This window comes from Bifidobacterium crudilactis (assembly GCF_000738005.1).
Classification (GTDB): Bacteria; Actinomycetota; Actinomycetes; order Actinomycetales; family Bifidobacteriaceae; genus Bombiscardovia; species Bombiscardovia crudilactis.
In genome coordinates this window covers 1,278,325-1,303,135 of the sequence record NZ_JHAL01000002.1, presented here as the reverse complement: position 1 = coordinate 1,303,135, position 24,811 = coordinate 1,278,325, and the positions used below count along the sequence as shown (strand labels likewise).

21 protein-coding genes, 1 tRNA gene, 1 pseudogene and 1 riboswitch are annotated in these 24,811 nt (G+C 56.8%); of the genes and pseudogenes, 13 read left to right on the top strand and 10 right to left on the bottom strand.

The features are described from left to right. Nucleotides 1-2 precede the first annotated feature (2 nt). Nucleotides 3-1,517: an ATP-dependent helicase gene (locus DB51_RS07600; protein ID WP_034252999.1), complete on the top strand. Its 1,515-nt coding sequence runs from the start codon at nucleotides 3-5 to the stop codon at nucleotides 1,515-1,517. 60 nt (nucleotides 1,518-1,577) lie between these two features. Here the strand turns inward: DB51_RS07600 and DB51_RS07595 are convergent. Continuing rightward, nucleotides 1,578-3,183 (bottom strand): annotated as a pseudogene (locus DB51_RS07595) (zinc-dependent metalloprotease). 142 nt (nucleotides 3,184-3,325) lie between these two features. Here DB51_RS07595 and DB51_RS07590 point away from each other — a divergent pair. From DB51_RS07590 to DB51_RS07555, 7 genes are all read left to right on the top strand, one after another. After that, nucleotides 3,326-4,111 carry a YlbL family protein gene (locus DB51_RS07590; RefSeq protein WP_238548362.1) on the top strand — a complete coding sequence of 262 codons (786 nt, stop codon included), beginning with the start codon at nucleotides 3,326-3,328 and terminating at the stop codon, nucleotides 4,109-4,111. A gap of 304 nt (nucleotides 4,112-4,415) precedes the next feature. Then, nucleotides 4,416-4,844, top strand: coding sequence for a DUF3052 family protein (locus DB51_RS07585; protein WP_034252996.1), 429 nt, complete (start codon nucleotides 4,416-4,418; stop codon nucleotides 4,842-4,844). Nucleotides 4,845-5,201: 357 nt separating this feature from the next. Beyond that, a complete protein-coding gene (locus tag DB51_RS07580; RefSeq protein ID WP_034252994.1) occupies nucleotides 5,202-6,473 on the top strand; it encodes an FIVAR domain-containing protein in 1,272 nt (423 codons plus the stop codon). A 133-nt stretch (nucleotides 6,474-6,606) separates the two neighbouring features. Beyond that, the gene (locus DB51_RS07575; protein ID WP_034252993.1) at nucleotides 6,607-6,945 is read left to right on the top strand and encodes a hypothetical protein; all 339 of its coding nucleotides are present in this window, start codon (nucleotides 6,607-6,609) and stop codon (nucleotides 6,943-6,945) included. A gap of 265 nt (nucleotides 6,946-7,210) precedes the next feature. Beyond that, on the top strand, nucleotides 7,211-9,988 hold the full coding sequence (locus DB51_RS09840; RefSeq protein ID WP_051867369.1) for an esterase-like activity of phytase family protein: 2,778 nt from the start codon (nucleotides 7,211-7,213) through the stop codon (nucleotides 9,986-9,988). Between the two features lie 479 nt (nucleotides 9,989-10,467). Next, entirely contained in the window at nucleotides 10,468-10,887 is a 420-nt protein-coding gene (locus DB51_RS07560) for a VOC family protein (RefSeq protein WP_034252989.1), read from the top strand. A gap of 105 nt (nucleotides 10,888-10,992) precedes the next feature. Then, complete coding sequence (locus DB51_RS07555) at nucleotides 10,993-11,463, top strand: tetratricopeptide repeat protein (RefSeq protein WP_034254252.1); 471 nt, start codon at nucleotides 10,993-10,995, stop codon at nucleotides 11,461-11,463. A 50-nt stretch (nucleotides 11,464-11,513) separates the two neighbouring features. On the opposite strand, the gene DB51_RS07550 is transcribed toward DB51_RS07555, so the two are convergent. From DB51_RS07550 to DB51_RS07520, 7 genes are all read right to left on the bottom strand, one after another. After that, nucleotides 11,514-12,404: a PhzF family phenazine biosynthesis protein gene (locus DB51_RS07550; protein ID WP_202961998.1), complete on the bottom strand. Its 891-nt coding sequence runs from the start codon at nucleotides 12,402-12,404 to the stop codon at nucleotides 11,514-11,516. Nucleotides 12,405-12,604: 200 nt separating this feature from the next. Beyond that, nucleotides 12,605-13,132 carry a GNAT family N-acetyltransferase gene (locus tag DB51_RS07545; RefSeq protein ID WP_034252983.1) on the bottom strand — a complete coding sequence of 176 codons (528 nt, stop codon included), beginning with the start codon at nucleotides 13,130-13,132 and terminating at the stop codon, nucleotides 12,605-12,607. Between the two features lie 66 nt (nucleotides 13,133-13,198). Continuing rightward, the gene (locus DB51_RS07540; RefSeq protein ID WP_034252979.1) at nucleotides 13,199-13,516 is read right to left on the bottom strand and encodes a DMT family transporter; all 318 of its coding nucleotides are present in this window, start codon (nucleotides 13,514-13,516) and stop codon (nucleotides 13,199-13,201) included. A gap of 9 nt (nucleotides 13,517-13,525) precedes the next feature. Continuing rightward, nucleotides 13,526-13,588, bottom strand: a riboswitch (guanidine-III (ykkC-III) riboswitch). A 51-nt stretch (nucleotides 13,589-13,639) separates the two neighbouring features. After that, nucleotides 13,640-14,032 (bottom strand): DUF1304 domain-containing protein, encoded by a 393-nt coding sequence (locus DB51_RS07535; RefSeq protein ID WP_034252977.1) that lies wholly within the window; start codon nucleotides 14,030-14,032, stop codon nucleotides 13,640-13,642. A 78-nt stretch (nucleotides 14,033-14,110) separates the two neighbouring features. Continuing rightward, complete coding sequence (locus DB51_RS07530) at nucleotides 14,111-14,746, bottom strand: nitroreductase family protein (protein WP_034252975.1); 636 nt, start codon at nucleotides 14,744-14,746, stop codon at nucleotides 14,111-14,113. Continuing rightward, entirely contained in the window at nucleotides 14,743-15,231 is a 489-nt protein-coding gene (locus DB51_RS07525; RefSeq protein WP_034252973.1) for a MarR family winged helix-turn-helix transcriptional regulator, read from the bottom strand. Before DB51_RS07525 ends, DB51_RS07530 begins: the two co-directional genes overlap by 4 nt. Nucleotides 15,232-15,493: 262 nt before the next feature. Continuing rightward, nucleotides 15,494-16,018, bottom strand: coding sequence for a GNAT family N-acetyltransferase (locus DB51_RS07520; protein ID WP_034252971.1), 525 nt, complete (start codon nucleotides 16,016-16,018; stop codon nucleotides 15,494-15,496). A gap of 197 nt (nucleotides 16,019-16,215) precedes the next feature. Here DB51_RS07520 and DB51_RS07515 point away from each other — a divergent pair, with 197 nt between their 5' ends. Both DB51_RS07515 and DB51_RS07510 read left to right on the top strand, forming a co-directional pair. Then, entirely contained in the window at nucleotides 16,216-16,629 is a 414-nt protein-coding gene (locus DB51_RS07515; protein WP_034252970.1) for a GNAT family N-acetyltransferase, read from the top strand. 1,029 nt (nucleotides 16,630-17,658) lie between these two features. After that, nucleotides 17,659-18,396, top strand: coding sequence for an AAA family ATPase (locus tag DB51_RS07510; RefSeq protein WP_034252968.1), 738 nt, complete (start codon nucleotides 17,659-17,661; stop codon nucleotides 18,394-18,396). 428 nt (nucleotides 18,397-18,824) lie between these two features. Here DB51_RS07510 and DB51_RS07505 read toward each other — a convergent pair whose 3' ends face one another. Then, a complete protein-coding gene (locus DB51_RS07505) occupies nucleotides 18,825-20,114 on the bottom strand; it encodes an SLC13 family permease (RefSeq protein WP_051867368.1) in 1,290 nt (429 codons plus the stop codon). 186 nt (nucleotides 20,115-20,300) lie between these two features. On the opposite strand from DB51_RS07505, the gene DB51_RS07500 reads away from it, so the two are divergent. Beyond that, nucleotides 20,301-20,840 (top strand): GNAT family N-acetyltransferase, encoded by a 540-nt coding sequence (locus tag DB51_RS07500; RefSeq protein ID WP_034252966.1) that lies wholly within the window; start codon nucleotides 20,301-20,303, stop codon nucleotides 20,838-20,840. Between the two features lie 179 nt (nucleotides 20,841-21,019). Here the strand turns inward: DB51_RS07500 and DB51_RS07495 are convergent. Continuing rightward, a tRNA-Val gene (locus DB51_RS07495) sits at nucleotides 21,020-21,093 on the bottom strand. A gap of 256 nt (nucleotides 21,094-21,349) precedes the next feature. Here DB51_RS07495 and DB51_RS09835 point away from each other — a divergent pair. Both DB51_RS09835 and dxr read left to right on the top strand, forming a co-directional pair. After that, on the top strand, nucleotides 21,350-23,176 hold the full coding sequence (locus tag DB51_RS09835) for a DivIVA domain-containing protein (RefSeq protein ID WP_051867367.1): 1,827 nt from the start codon (nucleotides 21,350-21,352) through the stop codon (nucleotides 23,174-23,176). A gap of 389 nt (nucleotides 23,177-23,565) precedes the next feature. Further along, nucleotides 23,566-24,765 carry a 1-deoxy-D-xylulose-5-phosphate reductoisomerase gene (gene dxr, locus DB51_RS07485; RefSeq protein ID WP_034254247.1) on the top strand — a complete coding sequence of 400 codons (1,200 nt, stop codon included), beginning with the start codon at nucleotides 23,566-23,568 and terminating at the stop codon, nucleotides 24,763-24,765. The last annotated feature ends 46 nt before the right edge of the window (nucleotides 24,766-24,811 follow it).

Genomic DNA, 24,811 nt, shown 5'->3' with positions numbered 1-24,811 from the left:
CAATGGTGCGTGTGAGTACCCAATCGGATGATTTTCTTGACGAGCTCGATGCTTCCCAGCGTGAGGCCGCGGTGACGACCGAAGGCCCGGTGCGCATCATAGCCGGTGCTGGAGCGGGTAAGACCAGAACAATCACCCGCAGAATCGCCCATGCCTGCGCAGTCGGCGACTGGAATCCGGCACGGGCCGTCGCCGTGACCTTCTCGGTGAAGGCGGCTGATGAAATGGGCCAGCGACTCCAGCGGCTGGGGGCCCCAAGCTCCATAACGACCTCCACATTTCACTCCCTGGCTTTGCAGCAGTTGCGCGGGGTCTGGCATGAGCTGTGCGACACTCCTTTTCCTCATCTGGTGGAAAAACCGGGCGCACTGACGTTCAGAGCGATGAAACGGGTGCTGCGCAGCTCGGATATCGATGATTCGCAGGTGCGCGACGTGATGGCGGAAATCGCCTGGCTCAAGGTCTGCCTTATCGATCCTGACGACTATGCAAAGGTTTGCGCGGCAATGCACCGTGAGCCTCCTGCGAATCTTGACCCTGAACGCATGTCCCAGATCATGGGCATGTTCGAGGATGAGAAAACAGCTCGCAACCAGATTGATTTCAATGACATGCTGCTGATTGCATGCCATGTCCTGCAGACGCCGGGGGAGCTGGCCAGCTCAATCCGTTCGCAGATAGGCACGCTGACCGTTGACGAGTATCAGGATCTGTCGCCGCTGCAACATCGTCTGATGCGATTGTGGCTTGGAGACAACAGGAATATCTGCGTCGTAGGAGACCCTGCCCAGACGATTTACTCATTCGCAGGTGCAACGAGCTACTATCTGCGTGATTTTGCGAATGAATTCGCTCCGGTGACCGCGGATCTCACGTTGAACACCGATTATCGCTCCACACCTCAAATCATCCGCTATGCGAATAAGGTTCTTGCGGCTTCCCCCGAACGAGAACACTACATCAGGCTGGATGCATCGAGGACCACCGGTCGGCGGGTGCAGGTCACGGGGTATGCCGATGACGTGGCTGAGGCCAGAGCTGTGGCAAGAAGAATCGCCAAAGCCGTTCAGCAGGGTGAAAGGATGGGCGATTGTGCTGTGCTGACGAGGGTGAATGCACAGCAGACACTGATATGCAGAGCTCTGCACGAGGAAGGCATCAGGTACAGGGTCCGTACGGAGTCGGGATGGCACAATGCCAGCATGCCGTCGACTGAGCAAGGGCGTAAAGCCTTGATGGAGTCGTTGGAACGTGGCGAGGATCAGGGTGTGGCCACGGTTTCCACCATTCACGCCGCCAAGGGTCTGGAATTCCGACATGTCTGGATCGTCGGATGTTCGGAGGGGCTCATTCCATTTTCCTCTCCTGCGGCAGGGGAGACCCTTGAAGAGGAACGTCGTCTGTTTTATGTGGGTGTGACCAGGGCCGAGAACAGCTTGCACCTGTCATTCTCACAGGGTTCAGGCACCTCCGCCCTGTCGACGCGTCAGGCCAGCCGCTTTCTGCTGCGGGGCTGAGGTCCCGTCGAACTGCCTGGGGACCGCTTGCCTCGGTGAACGATGGCATGCGTGGGACGCTCAGTGCCCGCCTTCGTCACCCGCATCAGGGTTGTTCTCGTTGCCCTGGTTCTCCGGCCCTTGTTCTTCGCCGGTGCCGTTTCCTTCGCTGTCGGGTCCCGTGTGTTTCGTGTCGCCGGGGTGCGTCGAATCACCATCGTTTGCCTGCGGGGAAGCGTTCTTCGAGGAATCGTCCTCCTGAAGGAGCTTGCTGAGTTCGGCATCCCAGTCGACCCCACTGTGGTCGTCGCCGGTCTGCGTTGGATTCGCGGCACTCGTCGGTGCTTCGATCACGCTGTCCGCATCGCTGTCGTCCTGAAGCAGCGGAAGCATGTCCGGGTGAGACCAGTGGGCATCGCGTGAATCCTGACCTTCGGTTGCAGTGATGCTCTCCCACAGCTCGGAAGCCTCACGCAGACGGCGTGGTCTGAGCTGCAATCCGAGCAGGGACTCGAAGGTGAGCTCTGCAGGACCGCCGGCCGCTCGCTGACGTCGGGTCATTTCCCTGAGCTGTTCGATATGCGGCAGATGTGCCATTCCGGCACGCCATACGATGCAATCGACCCATCCATCCACGAGAGCCAACAGATTTTCGAGGCTTTGCAGTGCGGAACGCTGTTCCGGGGTGTCATTAACTCCCACATTCGACAGGTTTACCGCACCTGCGATGGATTCGGGATTCATTTGGTTGGCCTCGCGCAGCTGTTCCTCCATGGCATCGAGGTCTATGGAGATGCCTCGCGCATATTTCCCGATGAGCGCTTCGAAACGAGGCATCAGCCAAGGAACCGAAGCGAAGAGCCTGGCATGGGCCAGCTCGTGCAGGGCGACGAATGCCGTGACCTCCGACGGGTCGATTTCCAGGGAATCCGGCGTATGCCTTGATGTTTTGCGGAATGAGCGCTCCTGCGGGGGATTTGAGCAGGGCTATGCCCTGGTCGAAGCTGCCGAGCACTTCGCTGGAAAGATTTCCTGCGGCCTGACCGAGCTGCATGGAGAAGGAGGTGTTTCCGAGCAGCTTCATCAGCGTTCCTGGGTCCTTGAGGTCGTCGGGAATCGGGATGGGGACGGGGCCGGCGAACATACCGGATACCTCTCCGTCCAGCGAACCGCCAAGACGCTCCTTGAACACGGACGCCAGGGCTTCGTTCATCGAGCTTGCGACGGGAGCCGCGAATTGCGCCCATGCCTCTATGGTGCCGTCGAGCCAGCCTTCGCGTGTAAGCAGTTGGGTCTCGCCTGGTGCGGGGTTGAACTTGCATACGGAATCCAGCCAAAGTCCGCTCTCGCTGAGGGTGGAACGGACCTTGGCGCCTTCCTGTGCGTCGACGGAGCTTTGCGCGCCTTCTTCGCTGATGCGTTTCGACGCGATGGATTTCGCCAGACGAATGTTGATGGGACCGGCTTCGACGGTGCGTTGCACGTCCCCTGCCGTGTTGAGGCCTCCTGCGGTGAAGGCCTGGATGAGAGACTGCACTTCGGCGGGTTTGGGCAACCCTTGCTCTCCCTGAGCGCGAATCTGGTCGCGAAGCGATTCAGGTAGTTGCGAGAATTGCTGCCAGGCAGCTTCGCCCTGAACCGGCCCGAAGCATTCGATCAACCATTGGTGGATTGCATTATCGTCCATAGCGCCGCCATACTCCGTATTCATTGAGATTATTGTGCTGACCAGCATACTCGTCTTGCTTGTCCATAGTATTGGAGGTATGGCAGATCAGCACGGAAAAAGTGGAATGTCCGCCGATGGCGCATTCTCGGGGTATCTCAAGATGTACAAGGCGACGCCGAAGAAGGCGAAAATCGGTGTTCTCGCGGTGGTGTTGGCTTTCATCGCGTTGATGCTTCCGAGCCCTTACGTGGTGGAGACCCCCGGGCCCACCCAGAATGTGCTGGGCAAGTCCGGTTCTTCGACTGTGATAAGCATTTCCGGCGTGAATACGTACACGGATTCGGGCTCTCTGCTGATGACCACGGTCAACGCGGTGGGGGTTCCCGGATATCCGGTGAACAATGGCCAGGTGCTGTGGAGCTGGTTCGACAAGCACAGCATCGTGATGCCCAGAGAGGCGATTTTTCCACAGGGGGAGACCGTCGACGAGTATAAGAGCGAGAACACCAAGCAGATGAGCTCCTCACAGGATGCGGCCACTTCGCAGGCGCTGAAGTTCCTTGAGGCCAAGGGGCATGATGTGTCATCAGCGAAAGTCAGCATTCAGGTCAAGGATATCGGCGGCCCTTCGGCGGGGCTGATGTATACCTTGGGGACGATTGACCTGCTTACCGAGCAGAACGAGACCGGTGGCAAGGTCATCGCCGGTACCGGAACGATGGATGATGAGGGCAAGGTCGGAGCAATCGGTGGCATTCGTTTGAAGATGTTGGGTGCCAAGCGTGACGGAGCCACATGGTTCCTCGCTCCTGCGGCCAATTGCACCGATGTCTCCGGGCATGTTCCCAGCGGTCTGCGTGATGTCAAGGTCTCCACTCTCAGCGAGGCCTACGATGCAATCGTTGCCATAGGCCAAAACAAAGCCCAGTCTCTCCCACATTGCTGAGCCGTTAAGCGTACAGCACTGTGTGCTGTACGTAGGCTTGGTGAGCGCCCGCCAAGGGCGCGAAGTCAATCGCTGTGGCGATTGCGAAGAAGCGCGCAGCGCTTGCCACACGTCGTAATATGCAACGCAACCTTTCCGGAAGTCAGGCTCAGTGAGCCGCTAAACTAGATAACTGCACTAAAGGGACAGCAATTTAGGGAATATCCCCGCAAAAAGCTGTCCTTTTAGTGCAGTTATCTCTTATATGTCTCCTATATATCTCTGAATATCTCGCTGTGTTAACGCGCTGTTCGCCTATGTTGTTATGCTGGGGGCTGTGGCTGATACGACGACCCAGAAAGCGGAAGAATTCGGATTCCATCCCGGTGGCATTATCCAGGAATGGATGTGGGACGACGATGTGGATGATGACATTCGCGCTCGAATAGAGAAATGTACAGGCGAAGAGATCGTTGATGAAGATTACGACTCTGCGATTGACGGAACCATCATCTGGTGGCGCGATGGAGATGATGAAGACGACCTTGCCGACACTATTGTGGATGCGTACACGGTTCTAGGAGATGACGGTCCCTTGTGGATTCTGACTCCCAAACCAGGGCGTCCGGGTGCTCCGAATGCGAGCACGATTCAAAATGCGGCGAAGACTGCCGGAATGAATGCTGCGATGCCTTTGAGAATTAGTGCTGATTGGAATGGCGTCCGGTTGAGTGCTTTTGGCAAGGGACGCTGAACAACGGCTCTCATGACCGCCGATGGCGGGCATGAACTACTGAGGTATCGTTTTATCGTTTTCCAGGCGGTTCTAAAGCATCGCGCTGTTGACGGCGCAGGGCCAGCAGTGCGTTGCGCCAGTATGATTGTGCCGGCTTTGATGGTTTGACGGTTTGACCTGCCGGTTCGTGGAGCCCTGGGTTGGTGACGGGTGTGCTCAAAGTGCGGTGCGATGCGCGAATGCTTTCATCCATGTGTCGATATCGCTCAACAATCTGGATTTCCGGGCCGGTGGGTCGGCTAACATTGTGGTTAGTGATTCGGGGCTATGTCTCCCAAGTTCTTGGGGTTTGGCTGAGCAGAAAGATTGACGGAGTTGACTGAAAACGATGATACGCAGATTCTGAGTCCTGTCGGTGATGGGGCCGTCCAAGGCAGTTCACAGATGAATGCCCCGTCCAACACCTCAGGTGCCGATGGCGAAGACCCGGATGCAGGGCACACAGGTGGCGGAAGACATGGTCTTCGTGTGCTTATCGCGGTGCTGGTGGCGGCTGTCCTCGTGGCAGCCGGTGTGTTCGGTGTGAGGGCTTTCAGCGGGCATATCTCCGAACTCCGCCAACGGCAGGCTTTGTCCTCGTGCGAGAAGAATCTCGCGGCGTATGACTCGGCTTTGAAAAGCTTCAACGAGTCCACGGCCAAGGCTTCGACCACCAAGGCCGTGACGCCGGAACAGGTGGATGATGCTCAGACCGTTAGTGATTTGAAGGACGCTCTGCAGGCCAAGGTTCCCGCCCGTAAGGATTGCCCTGCCGCAGGGGAGACGGATCAGCTCAATGCCAATGCCGCGGCTTTGGATATGGCCGCAGGAACGCTGAAGGAAAATGCCGGGACGGTGGACAAGGCAAGTGCGGCGGTCAGCAGCAGCCAAACGCAGAAGGGGCTCAGCGATGCGAAGAATGCCCTCAACGACTCGTTGACGTCCTCGCGCAGCGTGCTGACATCCTCGGAGGGGAAAGTCGCTGACGATGCAAGCAGAACCAGCCTCCAGGAAGCGATAACCGCGGCCGAGAAGGTTCTGGCCTCGAATGATGTTTCGGATAAGCAGCAGTATGCGGACGCCCAGAGCGCCTTGCAGAAGGCCGTCGATGCCGTCAATGCCAGCATCAAGACCAAGGAGGAACAAGATGCCTCCCACATTACGACGGACAGCTATCAGTTCGACATCCCAGATTACTGGAAGGGCCGCGTCACAGTGCAGCAGGATGGGGATACGGTGACCGTCTATTCGAAGCAATACCCTTCACGGGCGATTTGCCAGTTGCGTGTTGTCGAGACGAGTCAGATGACTGGCGGAGACATCGGCAATGCCATGGTGGCGAATGCCACTCTGGACTCCAATCGCAGCGTGGCCATATGGACCACCAGGTGGGGGTATGTGGCAGCCAAAGGTCAGCTGGGCGGAGGCGGGGAAAGCATCGGCGCGGACGAGGCACAGGAACTTGTGGATTTGCAAACCGGTGGGAAAGCCACCTATCAGCAGATACTTGACGCTGAGTCGAGTGGTGATAGCAATTCCTCGCCGTTGCTGACTTTAGGCGATACTTTTATCCAGTCGACCGTATTCTCATCATTGAAGGCCAAGTGAAGCGTAGTATCTAGGTCATCGATTCGCGCTCATCCGGTAAGTAGATGTCTGTCCTGCAGACCGCCGGTGCGCGGGTCCATGTATGTGCACCTGACGGTCGAGGGCATAGCGTCCTCTGTGGCAAAGGATGGTCATGACAGATACGCTGTTGGAAAGCAATCCGCTGATTCTCCATGCCTCGGACCTTCCCGAGGATGTGGGTCGAGCGTTGAGAGCGGCCGCCGCCATCGTAGGCGATGCCGAATGTGCCGATACAGTGCTCATAGTGGTGAACCACACCGCCATATCCGGACTGAAAACAGTGAGTGCATCCGATATTCCTGACGGCGTCGGTCTTGTGGCGTGCGCTGCGGCGATGAGGAGCCATCAAATCGGTGAAGAGGATATTCCCGAGAGCGTCAGAATCGTCCCATCGGGCATGGTGTTCCTCGCACGGATGCAGCCTGTGCAGTCAGGCTATATTCGCCTGTAAACCCTTGCGGTTTTCGTACGCTCTTCGCTCTATGCAGATGGGGTAGGTCGGCTGTGCCTGCGAGGGGATTCTTCACCGGGCTATGTCGTTCATATGGTTATCGTCATCAGGGCGTGCGTCATCAAGAATTCACCTATTGTTGCATCTGTGTTGTCCCCGATTCCCCGTGTGCTGCATTCCCCAGGATTAGTGTCGTTTGAGGTGTTCCAAAGGGGTTCACGATGCGGTTTTGACGCTGAAGGCGCCGTGACTGAAGAAGGGGAATATGTCAGAAAACAGAGATTTCAGACGTGTGCCGCGTTGGGCGGTGGCGTTGACCGCCGTGGCGGTGGGACTGACGACGATGAATATCAGTGCTTTGACGGCGGGTACGGCCCATGCGGATGAGGCAAGCACCTATCAGAGTGCGACGGCGACCGCGGCGGACGCGTGTTCGGCGAATGTGGGCATGCTCGGATATACGGATGCCTTGGATAATGTGACATACAACAATGAGCGTGTAGGTGGGCTTTCCTCATTGGCTTGGGATGAGCAGAGCAACTCCTATGTGTCGAGTCTCGACAACAACGGTGACACCACCGCCCGCATCTGGTTCCTGGGCAGCGACATGAGCAAACCGTCGGTCTCTCGTGAACCCTTGATTCTGAAGGACCAGAACGGGAACGCATACAACGGCTACAATTCCGACAACGAGGGTCTTGCGGTGCTGCCGAATGGTGATTATCTGGTCAGCTCCGAAACGGAACCATCGATTCGCATCTACGGCCGCGACGGTGTGCAGAAGAGCGCTCTTACCGTGCCCGACCGTTTCATGGTTCACAATGACACCACGGCTGCAAGCGGAGAAGCGACCACGAATCTGACGCTGGAAGGCCTGACGATTTCACCGTCCGGACATCAGATCGTCGCCGCGATGGAAGGCAGCCTGTCGGGGGACGTATCCGCAAGTGACACGCTTTCCCGCCGATTCCTCGTCTATCGCGATGACCAGGCAGGTACGCAAGGACAGTGGAAGCTCACGAAACAGACGGCTTTCAAAGTCGCCGACGCAGCCAAGGGCATCTCGGAGATTTCGGCGCTGTCAGATGACAGCGTGCTGGTGCTGCAGCGTTCCTTCGCGAAAGCCAGCGGCAACGACGTCATCCTTTCCAAAGCCAGCGGGCTGACCGCTGCTCCCGACGTAAGCGGCGTGCAGAACCTTTCCGCAGCTCCGACCACGGATTTTCTGAGCTCACAAACCATGGCGAATCTCACCAACTGCAAGACGCTCGGTGCCACAGCCAAATCCGGCGCGACTCAGAAGAATCCTCTGATGGACAATTACGAGGGTATGGCAATCACCAAGCAGGACGGTGATACCGCAGATGTCAGCATCATCAGCGACAACAATTTCGGTGCCACACAGACCACGCGTGTACTCAATCTCAGTGTGGACACCGCCAACTACGAGTCCGACAGCAATCAGCCCGACCTGGTCTCCTTGCTCTCCGATTTCAGTTCACTGTGGAAAGCCTCGACGCCTTTCGTGTCGAGTGATGTGAGCACCTTCGGCAAGGGAACCGTCGGCAATACCTCGGTGCTCAAGCACAACGACGACATGACCAAGGCCATCAACAACGCGGCGGCCGCAGGCTCCACCGGCACCACGCCCTCCGCCCAGCAGCAGCGAGCATTGGTCGATTCCGATTACAAGCTCGGAGAGACGCTCCCCGACGCCCTCGGACCCGTGCTTGGCAAATACCTGTCACAAGGCATCTCCGACGGAAGCCTCCCGACGTTCACCAAGCTCTTCACACAAACGAACCAGACCGGTTATGGTGTATCGACGCTCGGTGACTATGTGTCGACGTCCAAGGCGAAGAACACCTTCAACCACCCGCGTCCCTACGTCGACCGCACCAACGGCGGCTATCCCGCAGCGGGCCTCGACAAGACCGTCGGCATCGAGAAGGTGCAAGCCTGGACCGATTCCACCGGTACCAAGCACGACCCTTCGTACGATGCGATGACCACATCGGGCTCATTCCCATCCGGGCACACCACCTACGCGACTTCGGGTGCCGTCGGTCTGGCGACCTTGCTTCCTGAGCTGGCCCCTGAAATCCTCGCTCGTGGTTCGGAAGCCGGCAACAACCGCATAGTTTTGGGCGTCCACTATCCGCTGGATATCATCGGCGGCAGAATCGACGGTGACGTCGCCAACGTCGCGCGTTGGTCCGACGCGACGTTCGTCAAGGATCAGCTCGAGCCTGCGCGTCAGGAGTTGGTGAACTATCTGACGAAGGAATGCAAGGCGAACGGTTACGGCAGCACGTTGAGCCAATGCATCACCACCACCGAAGCCAATGGTTCGAAGGGCTATGCCAACAGCTTCGTGGACCCCGTATCCACGCAGCCGGTTACCGATCGCGCATCGGCCATCAAGGCGTACCAAAGCCGCATGACCTATGGGTTCACCGCCAGCGGTAACCAGACCACGACATTTCAGAAGGCAGTATCCACCTCGGTGGATCAGGTGCCTGCAGGTGCCGAGAATCTCCTGACCACGGCATATCCGACTCTGACCGGCGCCCAGCGTAGGCAGGTGCTCGCCCAGACCGCTCTGCCGGTATCCGGCAATCCTTTGCAGTCGTCCTCACAGGGCTACTACAACATGGATCTCGCTTCCGCGATGAGCGCGAAGGTGACTCTGGATGACAAGGGCAATGTGGTTGCCGTAGCTGCAGGTCAGAGCGCGCCCAGCGTGGTGAAGGCTGCCGATACCAACAACGGCAACAATGGCAACAGCGATACCAACGGCGGCAACAGCAATAACGGTACCGGCTCGAATACCGGAACCGACAAGGGTCAGGCTGGTGCCAACACTGCGACGCCGAAGGCCGGTGCCAACGACAAGGCCAAGGCGTCGAAGCAGGGGAAGACCGCATCGCCACTGGCGAAGACCGGAGCCGATGTGGCGATGGTCGCGGTTGCTGCGCTGATCGTACTGTTGGCAGGCGGAGCCTTGATTCTGGTCAGCATCCGACGCAGAAAGCAACGCTAACCCGGGGCTGCTTCCAGCACAACGCTGCATAAAGCGCCAGGTCACGGTGCATCGGGACGGGGAGCATTCCCCTCGTATCCGATGCACCGTGATTGTTTTCACGGTGGTTTCCTGGCGGCGTCTACCAGCCGGTGTCTATCTGCCCGTGGCAGCGCCGATAAGCGGCAAACGGCACGCCGCTCGGTGTTTCGAGCGCTTGCGGGGTTTGTGGTCTCGCCCGGATGCGAGAGGATGTGGCATTCGTCGTACTACAGCGGTATTGATGGTGATATGACCGAAGATGACGAGTGCGGTGGAGCTAAGAGCGATGTGCCGGGGACACGAGTGACGGCGCGGCAGGCTGCTGGGGTGGAGATTGCCGGGGTGGAGACTGTAGAGGTAGGGATTGCCGGGGAAGAGAGTACTCGGTCAGAGGACCGCGAACCAGCAGCTATGTTGTTGACGACGGTCGCGCCGTCGCGTGCCGATGGTGGTGCACGATGATAGACCACATCACCCTGCATGTCGACGATGCCGGACGCTCGATAGATTTCTACACTCGTGTTTTGGCTCCGTTGGGATATGTCCGCAAAGTTCGGCATGGTGAAACCGTCGGTTTCGGGATGGAGGACGGGACTCCTCATGCTGATTTCTATGTTTCCCCGCGAATCTCGAAGGCTCAGGAGTCTGCTGAGACCTGTCGTAAGGAGTCGACATCACCCGTCACCCACATTGCCTTTCGCGCGGGCGACGAAACGGCGGTGGACCGCTTCCATGAGGAGGGGCTTGCCGCGGGCGGTACGGAGAACGGCGAACCCGGGATGCGCGACTACCATCCCGGCTACTACTCGGCCTTCATTCTCGACCCCGACGGCAACAACATCGAGGCTGTCGTCGACTGGTCGCATTCGCTGGGCTGAGCCGCCGCCCTGCGTTTCTTGGTGAATCATCGCGGATTCCATGCCGAGATGAGACGTACGGCCCGTTGCTCAGGCAAGCTCCGACTTCGTGAGATACTGGGGCGCATGACTGATTCATGGGATGACAAGATAGCCGATTTCTGGGCTGCTGCGGACGGTATGGAGCGCGAGTCGGCGATTATCGCCATGCGCAATCTGGTTGGCGAATTGCCGAAACACGATCCGCGAGGTGCATTCGAGTGGGCCTCGGTTCACGATTTCCTCGGCTTGGAGGAGCAGGCGATTCCTCTGTACCGTGCCGCGCTTGAGCAGGGCCTTTCCGGTGCCAGACGCTCTCAGGCGGTTATCCAACTCGCGAGCTCGCTGCGCAACATCGGCGATGCGGAATCGGCCATCGCGATACTGTCTCAGGAACCGGGCAGCGAAGAGACCGGTGACGCGGCACAGGCCTTTCTGGCACTTGCCCTCCGGGATGCCGGACGCTGTGACGAGGCCCTCAGAGTCGCGCTCACCGCGCTCGCCCGTACCTTGCCCATGTATGCACATGCCGTCGAACGTTATGCGGCACAGCAATAAGAACTACGTAACGGTGGCATCAGGCTTGCATGAGGTGCCGCGTCACAGGGTTACGGTGCGATTGACGTTGCGCTGCCAAGCACGGTAATACCGCCATGTTCGGGGATGACCACAGTCAGTACGCTCGGGCGCCCCACATGTTGTCCCTGATGAATGGTGATTCCGCTCTCCGCGCTGGCATACCCGATGGAACGCAGATAGGCACCCGTCGAGGCCGCAGCCGAACCGGTCGCCGGGTCTTCGGTGATACGACCTACGGGGAACAGGTTGCGGGCCTGGAATTCTGCCGGTGCACTCTCATGCAGCACCGTTACGGTTCCGGACCACCCCTGGGATTTCATAAGAGCAGCAACCGCGGGAGGTGAGAATCGGAATTGGTTGAAGATGTCTGCGTCGCTGAGAACAAGGATGGGGTGCCAGTTTCCGGCGAAAGCTTCTCGTGGCGGGAATCTCGAATCAAGGTCGGTAGAATCGAGGCCGAGAAGTTCGAGCAGTGTGGTCAGTGTTTCCGAGTCGAAATCACGAATGTCGGGTTCCACGCTCGTCATGGAGACCTCGACCTGCCCGCTGGCGGAATGGCTGGTCAAAATCGGGATGTCACCGGCAAGTGTGTGCAACACGAAGGGGCCGGTTCCGTCACGTTCCGCGAGAGCGACTGCAGTGGCCACGGTGGCGTGCCCGCAGAAGGGGACCTCAACGGCAGGCGACCAGTAACGGACGTGATACTCGCGGTGTGGCCGGTTTGCTGGTGATTGTGCGCTTTTCCGTGATGCTTTGCTGGATTTCGCAATGGTGGAGGAGACCAAGAAGGCCGTTTCCGAATAGCCGAGTTTCGCAGCGATTTCCTGCATCTCTGCATCCGTGAGCCTGCTTGCGTCCAGCACCACTCCCGCCCGATTCCCGCCATGCGGGGTTTCCGCGAACGCTGTATATCTCTGCACTTCGGTTGTTATCGCCATATCTGGTCAACTTGACCTCATTGTCTGCTATTCCTGCTTCGCCGTGGGTGGAAGACCATGTATGACGCACTTGTCGCACTTGTCTGACTTGCGCTATCGAGCGTGTCTGCAGGCAAGGGAGCTGTCCGCTGTTCCGTGACGTGTGTGTATTTCGAGTTTTCGTCAAGGTACTGCAGCTTGGCTCAAACAGTCTGTAGACGTTTACACATGATGTGGTCGGTCTGCTCATCATCGCCGAGCATGAACACATGCTGCCCCGTCTTCACGAAGCCCCTGCTCGTATAGAAGCTCCTGGCCGGTTCATTATGCTCCCACACGCCAAGCCATATGGTCGATGCACCTTGCGCCATGGCGGTTTCTTCGGCTTGCCGGATGAGAGAGGTACCCAGTCCGTGTCGTTTGAATCTGGTGAGAATATAGAGACGTTCAATCTCCATGGCGTCGTCGTTCATGACCTCGGTCTGTGCGGTCCCCGTATTGAGTTTCATGTATCCGGCTGGTATGCCGTCGATGTAGGCCATGATGAAGGTCGACCGGGGATTGGAGAGCTCCGAGTCCAGTCGTTCCGGCGAGAAGGAACGCTCAACGTAGGCGTTCATGTCCTCAGGACTATTGTCTTTGGCAAAGGTGTCGGTGAAAGTGTCGATGCACAGTGAACGTAATTCATCAAGATTCGCTGCGGTACAGGTTGTGAAGGTGATGCCATCCATGAAGAAACCTCAATTCTTAATCAGCGAGTGAGTTATTCGGCCAAGGGCGGGTTGATGATGGACTGCTCAATGAGCGAGCTTGAGTCCGATCACGCAGGCGACCAACCCGCATATCAGCAGGGCTCGAAGAAGACTGAATGCCTCGGCGCCGGAAATCATCGCGTAGATAACAGTCAAGGCCGCTCCGACGCCAACCCATACCGCGTATGCGGTGCTGGCGGGAATGTCACGCATGGCATAGGCGAGTCCCACCATGCTCAGCACCAAGCCGACGATGAAGATGATATCCGGGACGGGTTTGGACAATCCCTCGGACTTGCCGAGGGCGGTTGCCCATACGGATTCGAATACGCCGGAAACAATGAGAACGACCCATGCGAACATGACTGACCTTTCGGCAAGTCTTGTCGCTGTCCGGGTACTTGACCATCGTCCGGGGACCCATACGGGTTCTGAGTGGATATGGTAGCACGCGGTCAACAGGCGAATCAGATGAGTGCCGCGTCTTCACGGCAGCATCGATATCAGCAGTGCTATGCAGCCAAGCAGGGGGAGAGCCATCTGCTTCAACGCTGCTGCACGCTTATCGGGGCTTCCGACCAGCAATACGACAGCAGCTCCGACCATCGGTGCCGTTCCGGCAAACATCAACGTCAATCCGACCGTCTGTATACCGGACAGGTATATGACGGAACCGATTACGGCAGTCACTCCCAGGAACAGGTTGTAGAAGCCCTGATTGAAGGCCATTTCGCGTGTGGCCTCTGCCTCGTCTCGGGTGGAAATCGAGAAGAGGTCCATCGTCGATTGCTTGGTCCACCTGAAGGATTCCAGAATGAAGATGTATCCATGAAGCAATCCTGCCAGCAGGACCAGAATCGCTGCGCTTATCTCAAGCATGACGGTTTCCTCTCGGTAATGATGTGTTGTGATGGTTTGTCACTGGAGCAGCGTGCGCCCGTTCGGGGTCCGTTGCGGTCAGCGCCACCAAGTGAGCTCCTCTGCGGGAAGCCTGAATGATGTATGACCTTCGGAGTCCGCTTTGCCAATCGACATGATCAGTACCGGCACATATCGTTCGGCGTCGAGTCCGAAGGCTTCGGCGATGCGATCCTCTTCGAAACCGCCGATGGGATTGGTGTCGTAGCCATGGGACCTGGCTACGAGCATGAATTGCATGGCGAACAGGCTGGAATCTATCTTCACCACATCGTTCATTTTGGCCCGGTCGTATTTCCTGTAGGTCGGCACGATGACGGACAGCTGCGTTTTTGCCATGAGCTTCGGCATGATGCCCTTCTCCGCGGACTCCGTGTAGATGCGGTCGGCGTATTCGTAGCATCGCATGTCTCCGAATACCACGATCATCGCCGAGGAGCTCTTGTTCTGGCGCTTGTTGAAACGAATCAGCGGTTTGAGGGTCGCCCTTCCCTCCTCGGACTGCACGATGAGGAATCTCCAGGGCTGCATATTTACGGACGAAGGTGCTTTCGCCGCTTCATTGAGCATCTCCAGCATCTCTTCACGGGATATCGATACCTTCGGGTCATACTGACGGATCGAGCGTCGCCCCTCGAGTATGTCGGTGAAATCATTCGTGGTGAGGTTCGTCATAGGGTTCCCTTGTCGTCGGTGCTGCCGTTGTCGGCGATGGTTGAGTCTTTCCGAACGCAGAGTTCTGTTGCCCGGTCGAGATGTGATTCCATGGAGGACACGATGTCCAGCAATGTGGTGAGTTCACCGTGGCTGAGTCCTGCGAACAGTGTTGACAGGAATGACTCGCGATTGTTCTCACAGCCTTTGAGTAGCTGCATGCCTGCAGGTGTTATGCTCACCGCAACGTTTCTCTGGTCCCCGGGTATGCGTTTTCTTGTGACCAGGCCAGAGCCCTCGAGGTGCTGCACATGACGTGTCACCGCGCTCGCATTGATTCCCAAGAGGCGGCGCAGGTCCGTCTGAGAGAGTGAGTCGGAGTCGCTCAGGGCATACAGAATGCTGAATCTGGCCACGCTGCTGCCCGTGTAGCTTTCGAATACGTTGCTTACGCGCGCCTGCAAACGGCTGACTGTCAGCAGCACTTCCATCCGGTTGTCCGTCATGGATTCCTTCCTTGCTCCGAGCGTCAGATAGGCAAGTTGACACTAAAATTGATATATCAATGATTGACTTGTCAATAGAAGAAGTATAGGCATCTGTGACGCCGATGCACCGAAGCTAAACGCGATTCGACCCAGGGCGAAATTCCGTGAGCTCCGGCTGTGGCGATGCATGTGCGCGCGCCGCTTATGCTCCTGCGTTCACTGTGGTGGTGACGACCGTGCTCTTAGCGTAGATTCTGGATGGTGGAGCGTATTTGCCGATTCACTTCGACAGCGAGGTTTCCCAACGTACTTCACCGTCGACAATGGTTTCAGTAGCGCTCAGTCCCAGTTTGTGCGCTACTGCTGCAGAAGTCTGATTCCTCGGGTGAATATGGGCGATTAGGGTGTTGACTTCTTGCGTGCACAGCCATGCGACCATCCGCCTTGAGGCTTCAGTGGCATAGCCCTTGCCTTGATGTCGCGAGCCAATCACCCAAGCAATCTCGGCTCTCAATGATTCGTGCGTGCAAAGGACGGTGGCTTGCACAAAGCCTATTGCTGCGGCAGTGTCTTGGCGGCGGACGATCCAGTTGAGCCAGCCTTGTTCCCCATCGGGAGAGTGTCCTAGCGATTGCCGGGCATATCGCTCCATCAGCCGCTGTAGCGTTGGCGGCGTTCCGCCAATGTATCGATAGAGACTGGTATCGCTAAGCACATGGGACATTTCCCGAGCGTGGGCGATGTTCAGGGGTTCCAAATGCAGCCGGGTAGTGTCAAGCGGTTGAGCAACGGGCCAATCATTCATTGCTTAGCAGTATCTCACACAAGTCCCGGTCTCCTTGCTCGCTTCGACCAAAGGGGTGCGAGGCGCGCTGGTTGTGGCTGCAGGCGAGGCAGGAGTGTGTGCCTTCCATAGTCTGGAAGGGCGTGGCGGTACTTGGCTCCGGCTATTAGTGTTGGCGGTTCCATACTTACGACACCTACGACAGGAAACATGCTGCAATGGATATCACGTACACCACGGAACGGAACTTTACCAAGGATGACGTGCGGGAACTGTTCTCGTCCGTGGGCTGGGTGTCAGCCAATTACCCGAAACGTTTGCTTGCCGCGCTGATGGGCTCTTCCATGGTGTTCACCGCATGGAAAGGCGTGCATCTGGCCGGGTTGGTTCGAGTGCTTGATGATGGGAGCATGACCGCCTACGTGCACTATGTGCTGGTCGATCCCGAATACCAGGGCCACGGTATAGCCGGCCATCTGATGTCAATGGTCAAAGACCACTACAAGGACTATCTCTACGTTGAGGTCATGCCTGAAGAAAGCAGGAACGCCTCGTTCTACCAGCAGCATGGATTCAGCATCATGCAGGACGGCATCGCCATGCAAACCGTCAACGATAACTTCGCAGACTGAGATGGTGCCTTTCGGCAGAGAATCTAGCCCGCATCAGATTATCCGAATTGTTACCTGGAGGAGGTTTTGACAGTGCTGAGCAGTAATGCAGGTCACCTGTATCTCCAAGGCTGTCCAATACCGGGCTCAAATCGCTCTAACACGAGAATGGTAATCGGAGACCAACGAATGCTCACATGGGGCTAGTGCTATATGAAATGAGGAATACTGTTCTGCGGTTATCCTCTCTTAAGGTTGAAGAAACGGCTTTCGCCATCATCGACCGGCATTGATGTCGGTGTTCAGCCTGCATCCGATACTGAATATTGATTTTCAGCATCTGAATCGCTTGGGCGCCGAGAGCGCTGGCGGACAGAGTGTGGTGTTGCCTGTAGAACAGCTTGATCATATGTTCGCCAGATTCGGGGCATCACATGCTTCGCGCTTGTATCGGATTTAATGAACGTAGCCGTACCTGATTGTTTATCGTAGTGGAGTATTGCGTCGTATGGATGCGGCATCGTATACCTGCATATCGTCACGGACACTGACCACGAGGATTGTCATGGTTTGGGTTGCGCGTTCAAGCATGTAGACGATTCTGATTCCTTCGGTTCGGAGTTTGAGTTTTAATAGGCCGGTGAGATTCTGCCCATGTTTGTTTCCAAGGGGTTTGCCGTATCCGCCCTCGGTGATGGGGACTGGGTTGAGTGACGCTTTTCTGGCGGCTTTGCGCGCATGTGATACTCGTGTTCGCTATTCGCCCGTATTACCTGGCTAAGCGTGCCGAGGCCACTGCCAACCTCATCTGACCATTTCTTACGGGAACTGTGCATAAGAGCACGCGGAGTCCGCTATCTCGCTGGCTTCGCGTGCTCTTATGCACAGGTGGCCACGCATAAATGGAGCACGTCATTCACTGTGGCGTATGTAATTCCTCTTTCAGCCCCCGACTGTTTCATGTGACAATAGAGCTGGAACAGATAGTTGAGGTATATGGTACCCGGCGGCGCTCGCCGGAATCCTTATGAGAAACGGACGTAAGTGAATATGGACAACACAACGCTGCGATTCATCCGTGGCGTGAGTGTGGACTGGAACGCCATGCCCGAGGATTCATATCTGCGGGATATCCCGGCCATCAGAACGCTTGATTCCTTGGCATTCGATGCGCCGGTGACCTTCCTGGTCGGAGAGAACGGGACCGGCAAGTCGACAGTGCTTGAGGGTATCGCCACCGCGTATGGCTTTAATGGCGAGGGTGGCACGCTGAATTACCGGTTCTCAACCTACGATGATGTTTCGGAACTCGGTCAGGCCCTAATCGTCGCGCGAGAGCGTGGCAAGGCTCGTTCGAGTTATTTCTTCCGTGCGGAAAGTTTTTTCAACTTGGCGACGGCGGCGTTGAAATACGGCCCGTCACCTCGCTCCACTGCGTCCTTTGCTAATCTGCATGAGCAGTCACATGGAGAAAGCTTCCTGTCGTTTTTCAACGCCTTCGAATCCGAAGGTCTGTATCTTATGGATGAGCCCGAATCGGCGCTGTCAGCACAGCGTCAACTGTCATTGCTGGCGATGATTGACGAAGGTGCGGTTCGTGGGTCGCAGTTCATCATCGCCACGCATTCGCCGATTCTGCTTGGCCTACCCGGTGCGACGATACTCGATTTCGATAATCCACCTATCCGTCCGTGCGCTTACGAAGAGACTGACGCCTATCGGATAACGGAGACCTTCATCAACCATCGTGAGTCGGTGCTGCATCATCTGCTACGAGAACAGGGGTGAGCGGTCTTCCTATACGCACGCTGCTCGTCTTGGTCCTGACCTGAGTCCGGACGATTCTTACAGGATGCTGCTGTGCTGTCATAGTGAAAGACCGGTTTTCATATCACTTCAGACACTGCGGACATCGTGAGAATAGACACTCACTGCCAATTGTTATCACGCAGCCGTTTTCTTCACTTTTGTGAATGTGAACACAGTCTTACTATGACGAGGACAGCCTTCTGTTCTACAAGGATTTAGGCACCTGGTGACTGCTGATTTCAAGATTACCGGTTCGATATCGACACGGTTTATCAATGCTTGTTGAAGACATACGAAAACGCCCAACACCAGAACACGCCGACAAATTCACCCCCCCCAGCCTCCAATTAAGCTCTTGCAGTGTGTGCTGATGGCCCCGCATGGTGATGGTGCATATGCGGTGGGCTTCAGTGCAGATTTGCCAGCCAAAGGGACAGCGTTGCGAAGAATATGCACAGGGGCACACTGACCAGTCCGATACCGGTAAACCGCGAGAGTGCGATGTGCTTCCCCCTGCTTTGCACAATCCTTCTCCATAGTATTGTCGCCAGAGAACCGGCGTAGGTCAGATTGGGGCCGATATTGACGCCAATGAGCACCGCCATCACCATGGTCGAGCCGCTGGAGGCGGCCAAGGGTATCAGCAGCATAGCCGCCGGCAGATTATTTAACAGATTCGACGCCAGAGCAGAGGAGCATGCCACAATCAGCAGCTTCATCAATGTCTCTTCCCCGGAGAACAACGGTGCAAGGAGGCTGCCCAGACCATTGTCGGACAGCGCAGACACCACAACAGCAAGAGACAGCACGAATATCAGAAACGACGGATTCGCATCCTTGGAAACCTGCCGAGTCTCTGTTCCAAGGACGGCACGTTCGCGAATCACCCTATGCGCGAACAGCACCAGGCAGGCCAGCATGGCGACCCAGAACGGGGGAGCCCCCAGCGAACTGGATACCATAAAGCCAATCAGGGAGGCTGCCACCACGAATAAGGCGAAGGTGGGGACGTTGTTCTTCGTGACACTTCTGGCATCGTCACCATCGGAATTGTGGCTGGCTATGAGCAGGGCGTCGTCTGAAAACGATGAGTGGAACGCTACGCGTATTACGACGTATTCAACGGCCACAGCCGCACACCACGGTAAGAACATCGTGCGGGCAAAACCGAGAAAATCAAGCCCGGAGCTGTTCATTGCCAGAAGGTTCGTCAGATTGGACACCGGCAGCAACAGTGATGCGGTGTTGGCCAGATGGCATGCGGCATATGTATACGGACGATAATCCGCGCCTGCCCGATCCGCCATATGCAGTATGACCGGTGTCAACAGCAGCACGGTGGTGTCAAGACTCAGCATGGCGGTCACTATCGCGCATAGGAGAAACGACAACAGAAACAGTCGTGAAGGATTGCCATGGGAAAGCCGGACGGTTACCTCACCGAGATAAGAGAACAGGCCTTCTCGTTCGCATAGCCCGGCGAGAATCAGGCACGCTCCCAGAAACAATGCGGTCGGCATCAGCTCATCCATTTGTGAAATGGCGGCATTCGTGGTGGTTGCTCCAACAGCGATGAGCAGCAAAGCGCCTGCGAAGCCTGCCAAGCCCTCAGGTATGCCACGCGGTTTGACGATTACGACCGCAAGCAGGCATATGAGCACCATGACGGCTGCGATTTCATTAACCAATCCCGCCATCTAGGCCTCCCAACGATTTGCCCATGTATGCGCCACTTTCCGACCGGAACCAGAATACATGTCAACAGTGGTATCCATGTCTGGCGGGAAGAAGGAGAATCCTATACGCTGGTGGGTGGCCGGCTCAGACCGGTACCGTCCTAAGACCCGTTGGCGCGGCAGGACACCATTAGCAGGGATGCATACATGATTACGGCAATCGATACAGACAGACTCACGCTGAGGAACTATCGGGACCGGGACGCGGCGGCGCTCCTCGAATACAGGGCACACCCGACCGTTCATTGCTTTGCGCAAGAGCGATTGGACTCCATGGCCGAGGCGCGACGGGATATTCGCCAGAAATCCGGCGATGACTTGCAATTGGCTGTTTGCACCAAGGATGGTGACCGGCTGATCGGCAGCGTGTTTGCGGACTTCGAGGAACCGGACACCTACGGTGTCGGGTGGAACTTCAATCCGACATTTGGCGGTCAGGGATACGCGACTGAAGCGGCCGTCGCCTTCCTGAATCACCTGTTCCATGACCTACGGGCACGCAGAATATATGCCTATGTTGAGGACGACAACATCCCGTCACAGCGCTTGTGCGAACGTCTCGGCATGAGACAGGAGGCCCTCTTCCACGAGTTCATATCCTTCGTCGACAATCCGGATGGCACGAAGCACTACGAGGACACCAGAGAATACGCCATACTCAGCAAACAGTGGCGACACATGCGATGATGCCTCGTGTGCGAACCGCCTAACTGGATACGGTATGCAGCTGTCTTGCACTATGCGGACATGCCTCTGTCGGTGTGCAGTTAACGCCGGCGGGCAACATGTGGGCAGAACGCAGGTTATGGGCAAAAAGAAAGGCTGAAACCGTTGGTATTTCAACGTTTTCAGCCTGTATCCACGGGTGGGCGATGAGGGGCTCGAACCCCCGACATCCACCGTGTAAAGGTGGCGCTCTAGCCAACTGAGCTAATCGCCCGCAACGAACTACAATACAGTATCACTGGACGGAACTGCGTGTTGTGTGCGACATGCGTCATGAACAAGGCATGTCGCGCGTCCCGTGCCTATGATGTGGATATGCTTACGGTCCCGATGCAGAGCCCTCACAGCTAAGCTTCAGCCGTTATCCGTGTTGTATGTATTCGTTATGCTTAACTGAATGAGTCGCAACAATCACGTAGTGTTGGTTTGTCTGAGTCTGATGCCCTGATGGGGCGGGAGGTCGATGTCCTATGGCGCAAGAGCCGGATGCCGAGAAACGTGGGTCTGTGATTGCACTCGCTGGAAAACGCAAGTGGGGTTACAACACAGCGCAGGTCGATGCTTTTCTTGAGAAGGCTCATGCCTTGTATGAAAGCGACGAGCCACGGCTCGGGCAGAGTGATATTCAGAATGTTTCCTTCGAACTGGTTAAGAACGGCTACGTCATAGCTCAGGTGGATGCGGCTCTCGCACGTTTGGAACGCGCAGTCGTCGACAAGAGAACCACTTGGGAGATTAACCAGCATGGTCGCGTCGCTTGGCGCGCGCAGACCGAATCGATGTTCAAGAAATACTCCGAGCATGCGCAGCGTGCACACAAGGAACGATTCAAACTGGGGAAGTCGAAGCAGCCTTCCTACAAGTGCGCACAAGTGGATCGTCTGATAGATCAGATTACAAAGAAGCTCTCGGTTGAACTCAGCCAGCGGCGACATTCGGACGAAGCCAAAGATCTCGTTGATTTGAATGCCAAACGTGTTTCCAACGTGATTTTCACGCAGTATCGCGGCAAGCGAGGATACGACGAACGCCAGGTGGATTACTTCCTCAATTACGCGGTTCAGCTCTTGTCGCGCGTTGAATCCTATGCGCGTCTGAACGACTATGTGAGCTCTGAGGACGCATCCGCCGACGCAGACGCTTCAACAGCTTTCGGGCAGGATTCCCAGGCAACAAGTGCGCTTTCCTCAGGCGCTGACGCAGGTGTGGGCGAAACGCAGGTTGTTGCGCCGCTGTTCGACATGTCAGCTAGGGGAGCGCGAGCCGAGGACGGCAATGAAGCCAGCGCTTTCGCGGTCGAGCCTTTTCAATCCTCATTCGACTCTGAGACAGCACAGCAGGATGATGATTTCCATCGGCTGAATGCGGCGGAAAGAGCTATTTTCCAGAGCTCAGATGCCGTTGACGGCAGTGACGGCAATCGAAATTCAGTTGACCTTACAGCTGCGGACCGGACCACTCCTGATTCTGAAAGCTCGAGTCAAGCCCATCCTGCACAGGATGAAACCCGGCCAGACGGCAGTGCCCGCTCAGATGTCGCTTTGGATGACGTGCCGGCATCCGCTCCGAAACAGGAGAGCGACGCCCGCGGGCTCAATGACTCCTTGTCTTTCCCTGGTTCGGCAAACGCCTCTCTTGCAGCACTTGCGCAGACTCAGCCGGTGCAGAGTGCCGTCCCTGAGGGTTACGGCGCTCAGCAGGACAACAGTGAGACGCAGCTTTCAGGATCGGTAATCAGCGACAATGGCAATAGGTCTGTGGGCGAGCAATCCGGCCCTTCGGTGGAGGATGCGGCCACGGAACGGTTTGACCCTCTGAATATTCAGGGGGCGGAACAACCGCGTTCTTGGCAGCCTCAGCAAGCGTCATCGTCTACATCCCACCCCGCAGAAACAGCTACAAGCGGATATCGAGGCAGTGCCGACGTCGAGCATTCGGCCGGTGCCGCTGGCGGTCTTACACCAGACAAAGCATCTGCCGTAACCTCTGACGCTCAACGAGCTTGGGATACCCAGCCGTCCACGCCATCAGACTTCTCATCTGCCGTACCGCAATCCGCTGCAGTGCCTGTGTCCGCTACCGAGCCGGACCCCTCTCAAGGTGCACAAGAACGTTCCACGGCGGCATCCGAAAAGCAGAGTCAGGACCCTGATCAGTATTTGGCGAAACTCACCTCACTCCTGGACAGTTCGACTTTCCCGAAGGTTGATTTGGATATTCCGGATTTGTCTTTCCCCGGTTTCGACGAGGGGAACGGCACAACCGATGCATCGAAAGCACAAGACGCCAAGCGGTAGTCGGTTCGCATAGCGCTTCCACGAGCCAGACGACAGACAGACAATCTGAGTCGGTACTGCTTCGGTGGATGCAAGGGGCCTTCGATCCGAGCAGTCCCGAGGGCATTCCTTATCGGATGGAATACCGGGGACAAGCACCTCATTTTTCGACAATGTGTACATAGTGTCGAAAAATGAGGTTTTGGTATGCTTCGACCGCGCCGAACGGCAGAGTGGAAGTGTTCTCATGTTACTTTCACCGCCAACGGAGTCGATAATTGATACAGCTGCACCAAAGCAAGCGTTTCCAGCCCTTGCGAATATCTGAGACCTGCTCTGCAAGTGCTGAAACCGTTATTTCGACGCGAACGTCAACTTCAGTGCGAGTATCCACATCGGAGTCATTGACCATCGCGGGCACAGAGCACTCCGATAGGCGTTCAGTGGTGATTCTCGGGTCAAGCGGTTCCATAGGCACTCAGGCGCTGGAACTCATATCCCGTCATCCTCAGCGTTTTCGCGTGGCCGGTCTCGCCGCATACGGCAGCAGAATTGAGCTGTTGGCACGGCAGATAGCCCGATTCAATGTCCCTCACGTAGCAGTGGAAAATCCGGCCGCCATTGTTCCTCTCAAGCGGTGCCTTGATGAGTTGAATATTCGGGGAACGAAGATTCTGTCAGGGAAGCACGCCGCAGCGGAGCTCGCCGGTAGCGGCGCGGACATCGTGCTCAACGGCATCAATGGATCGGTGGGACTGCAGCCTTCGATAATGGCGTTGCGAGCGGGCGCGCAACTGGCACTTGCCAACAAGGAATCCGTGGTAGCGGGTGGACATCTGCTTTTCGAAGCCCAGATAAGACCTCATCAGATACATCCGGTTGATTCGGAGCACTCCGCGATCTGGCAGTCCATGCGGGCAGGCACCCGTGACGAGGTCAGCAGACTCATCCTGACTGCCTCGGGCGGGCCTTTTCGCGGTTGGAGCAGAAACGATATGCAGAGCATCACACCCGAACAGGCGCTTCGGCATCCCACCTGGAATATGGGTCCGGTGGTGACGGTGAACTCGTCGAATATGATGAACAAAGGTCTCGAAATCATCGAAGCAAGTCGTCTCTTCGATGTCCCCGGTTCTCGCATCGAGGTCAGCGTGCACCCGCAATCCATCGTGCATTCCCTGGTCGAGTTCACGGATGGAGCAACGCTCGCGCAGATGTCCCCACCTGATATGACATTGCCTATCGCCCTCGGACTGTCCGCGCCCGAGCGTCTGAAGCACGTCTCGCAGGCCTGTGACTGGTCTCGCGCCAGCCAGTGGAGCTTCGAACCCGTGGATGATGCGGCCTTCCCCGCGATTGCCCTGGCCCGTGAGGCTCTTGCCGCATCGGAAAATCACACAATCGCCATGAACGCGGCCAATGAACAGGCGGTACAGGCATTTCTGGGGCATCGACTGTCCTATCTCGGAATAGTCGATGTGGTCAGGGCTGTCCTTGACCGGATGGATTCGCGGTTGAAGGCAGGTGGGTCGTGTGCGGATGTGGCAGAAGTGCTCGAACTCGAATCGCAGGCTCGCAGCACTGCCGATTCTTTGGTGGAGCGTTTGTAAAGCATCACCATCCAGAAGCGGGGCGGGGGAGATGAGCAGCGGAGAT

What these genes read in the sequence shown, in the direction of transcription:
- DB51_RS07520 (WP_034252971.1), bottom strand. Translation starts at nt 16,018, where the DNA reads ATGAATGATTGGCCCGTTGCTCAACCGCTTGACACTACCCGGCTGCAT.
- DB51_RS07525 (WP_034252973.1), bottom strand. Translation starts at nt 15,231, where the DNA reads ATGACGGACAACCGGATGGAAGTGCTGCTGACAGTCAGCCGTTTGCAG.
- DB51_RS07505 (WP_051867368.1), bottom strand. Translation starts at nt 20,114, where the DNA reads ATGGCGGGATTGGTTAATGAAATCGCAGCCGTCATGGTGCTCATATGC.
- DB51_RS07600 (WP_034252999.1), top strand. Translation starts at nt 3, where the DNA reads ATGGTGCGTGTGAGTACCCAATCGGATGATTTTCTTGACGAGCTCGAT.
- DB51_RS07530 (WP_034252975.1), bottom strand. Translation starts at nt 14,746, where the DNA reads ATGACGAACCTCACCACGAATGATTTCACCGACATACTCGAGGGGCGA.
- DB51_RS07555 (WP_034254252.1), top strand. Translation starts at nt 10,993, where the DNA reads ATGACTGATTCATGGGATGACAAGATAGCCGATTTCTGGGCTGCTGCG.
- DB51_RS07500 (WP_034252966.1), top strand. Translation starts at nt 20,301, where the DNA reads ATGATTACGGCAATCGATACAGACAGACTCACGCTGAGGAACTATCGG.
- DB51_RS07510 (WP_034252968.1), top strand. Translation starts at nt 17,659, where the DNA reads ATGGACAACACAACGCTGCGATTCATCCGTGGCGTGAGTGTGGACTGG.
- DB51_RS07560 (WP_034252989.1), top strand. Translation starts at nt 10,468, where the DNA reads ATGATAGACCACATCACCCTGCATGTCGACGATGCCGGACGCTCGATA.
- DB51_RS07590 (WP_238548362.1), top strand. Translation starts at nt 3,326, where the DNA reads ATGTACAAGGCGACGCCGAAGAAGGCGAAAATCGGTGTTCTCGCGGTG.
- DB51_RS07545 (WP_034252983.1), bottom strand. Translation starts at nt 13,132, where the DNA reads ATGGATGGCATCACCTTCACAACCTGTACCGCAGCGAATCTTGATGAA.
- DB51_RS09840 (WP_051867369.1), top strand. Translation starts at nt 7,211, where the DNA reads ATGTCAGAAAACAGAGATTTCAGACGTGTGCCGCGTTGGGCGGTGGCG.
- DB51_RS07575 (WP_034252993.1), top strand. Translation starts at nt 6,607, where the DNA reads ATGACAGATACGCTGTTGGAAAGCAATCCGCTGATTCTCCATGCCTCG.
- DB51_RS07515 (WP_034252970.1), top strand. Translation starts at nt 16,216, where the DNA reads ATGGATATCACGTACACCACGGAACGGAACTTTACCAAGGATGACGTG.
- DB51_RS09835 (WP_051867367.1), top strand. Translation starts at nt 21,350, where the DNA reads ATGGCGCAAGAGCCGGATGCCGAGAAACGTGGGTCTGTGATTGCACTC.
- DB51_RS07535 (WP_034252977.1), bottom strand. Translation starts at nt 14,032, where the DNA reads ATGCTTGAGATAAGCGCAGCGATTCTGGTCCTGCTGGCAGGATTGCTT.
- DB51_RS07585 (WP_034252996.1), top strand. Translation starts at nt 4,416, where the DNA reads ATGCTGGGGGCTGTGGCTGATACGACGACCCAGAAAGCGGAAGAATTC.
- DB51_RS07540 (WP_034252979.1), bottom strand. Translation starts at nt 13,516, where the DNA reads ATGTTCGCATGGGTCGTTCTCATTGTTTCCGGCGTATTCGAATCCGTA.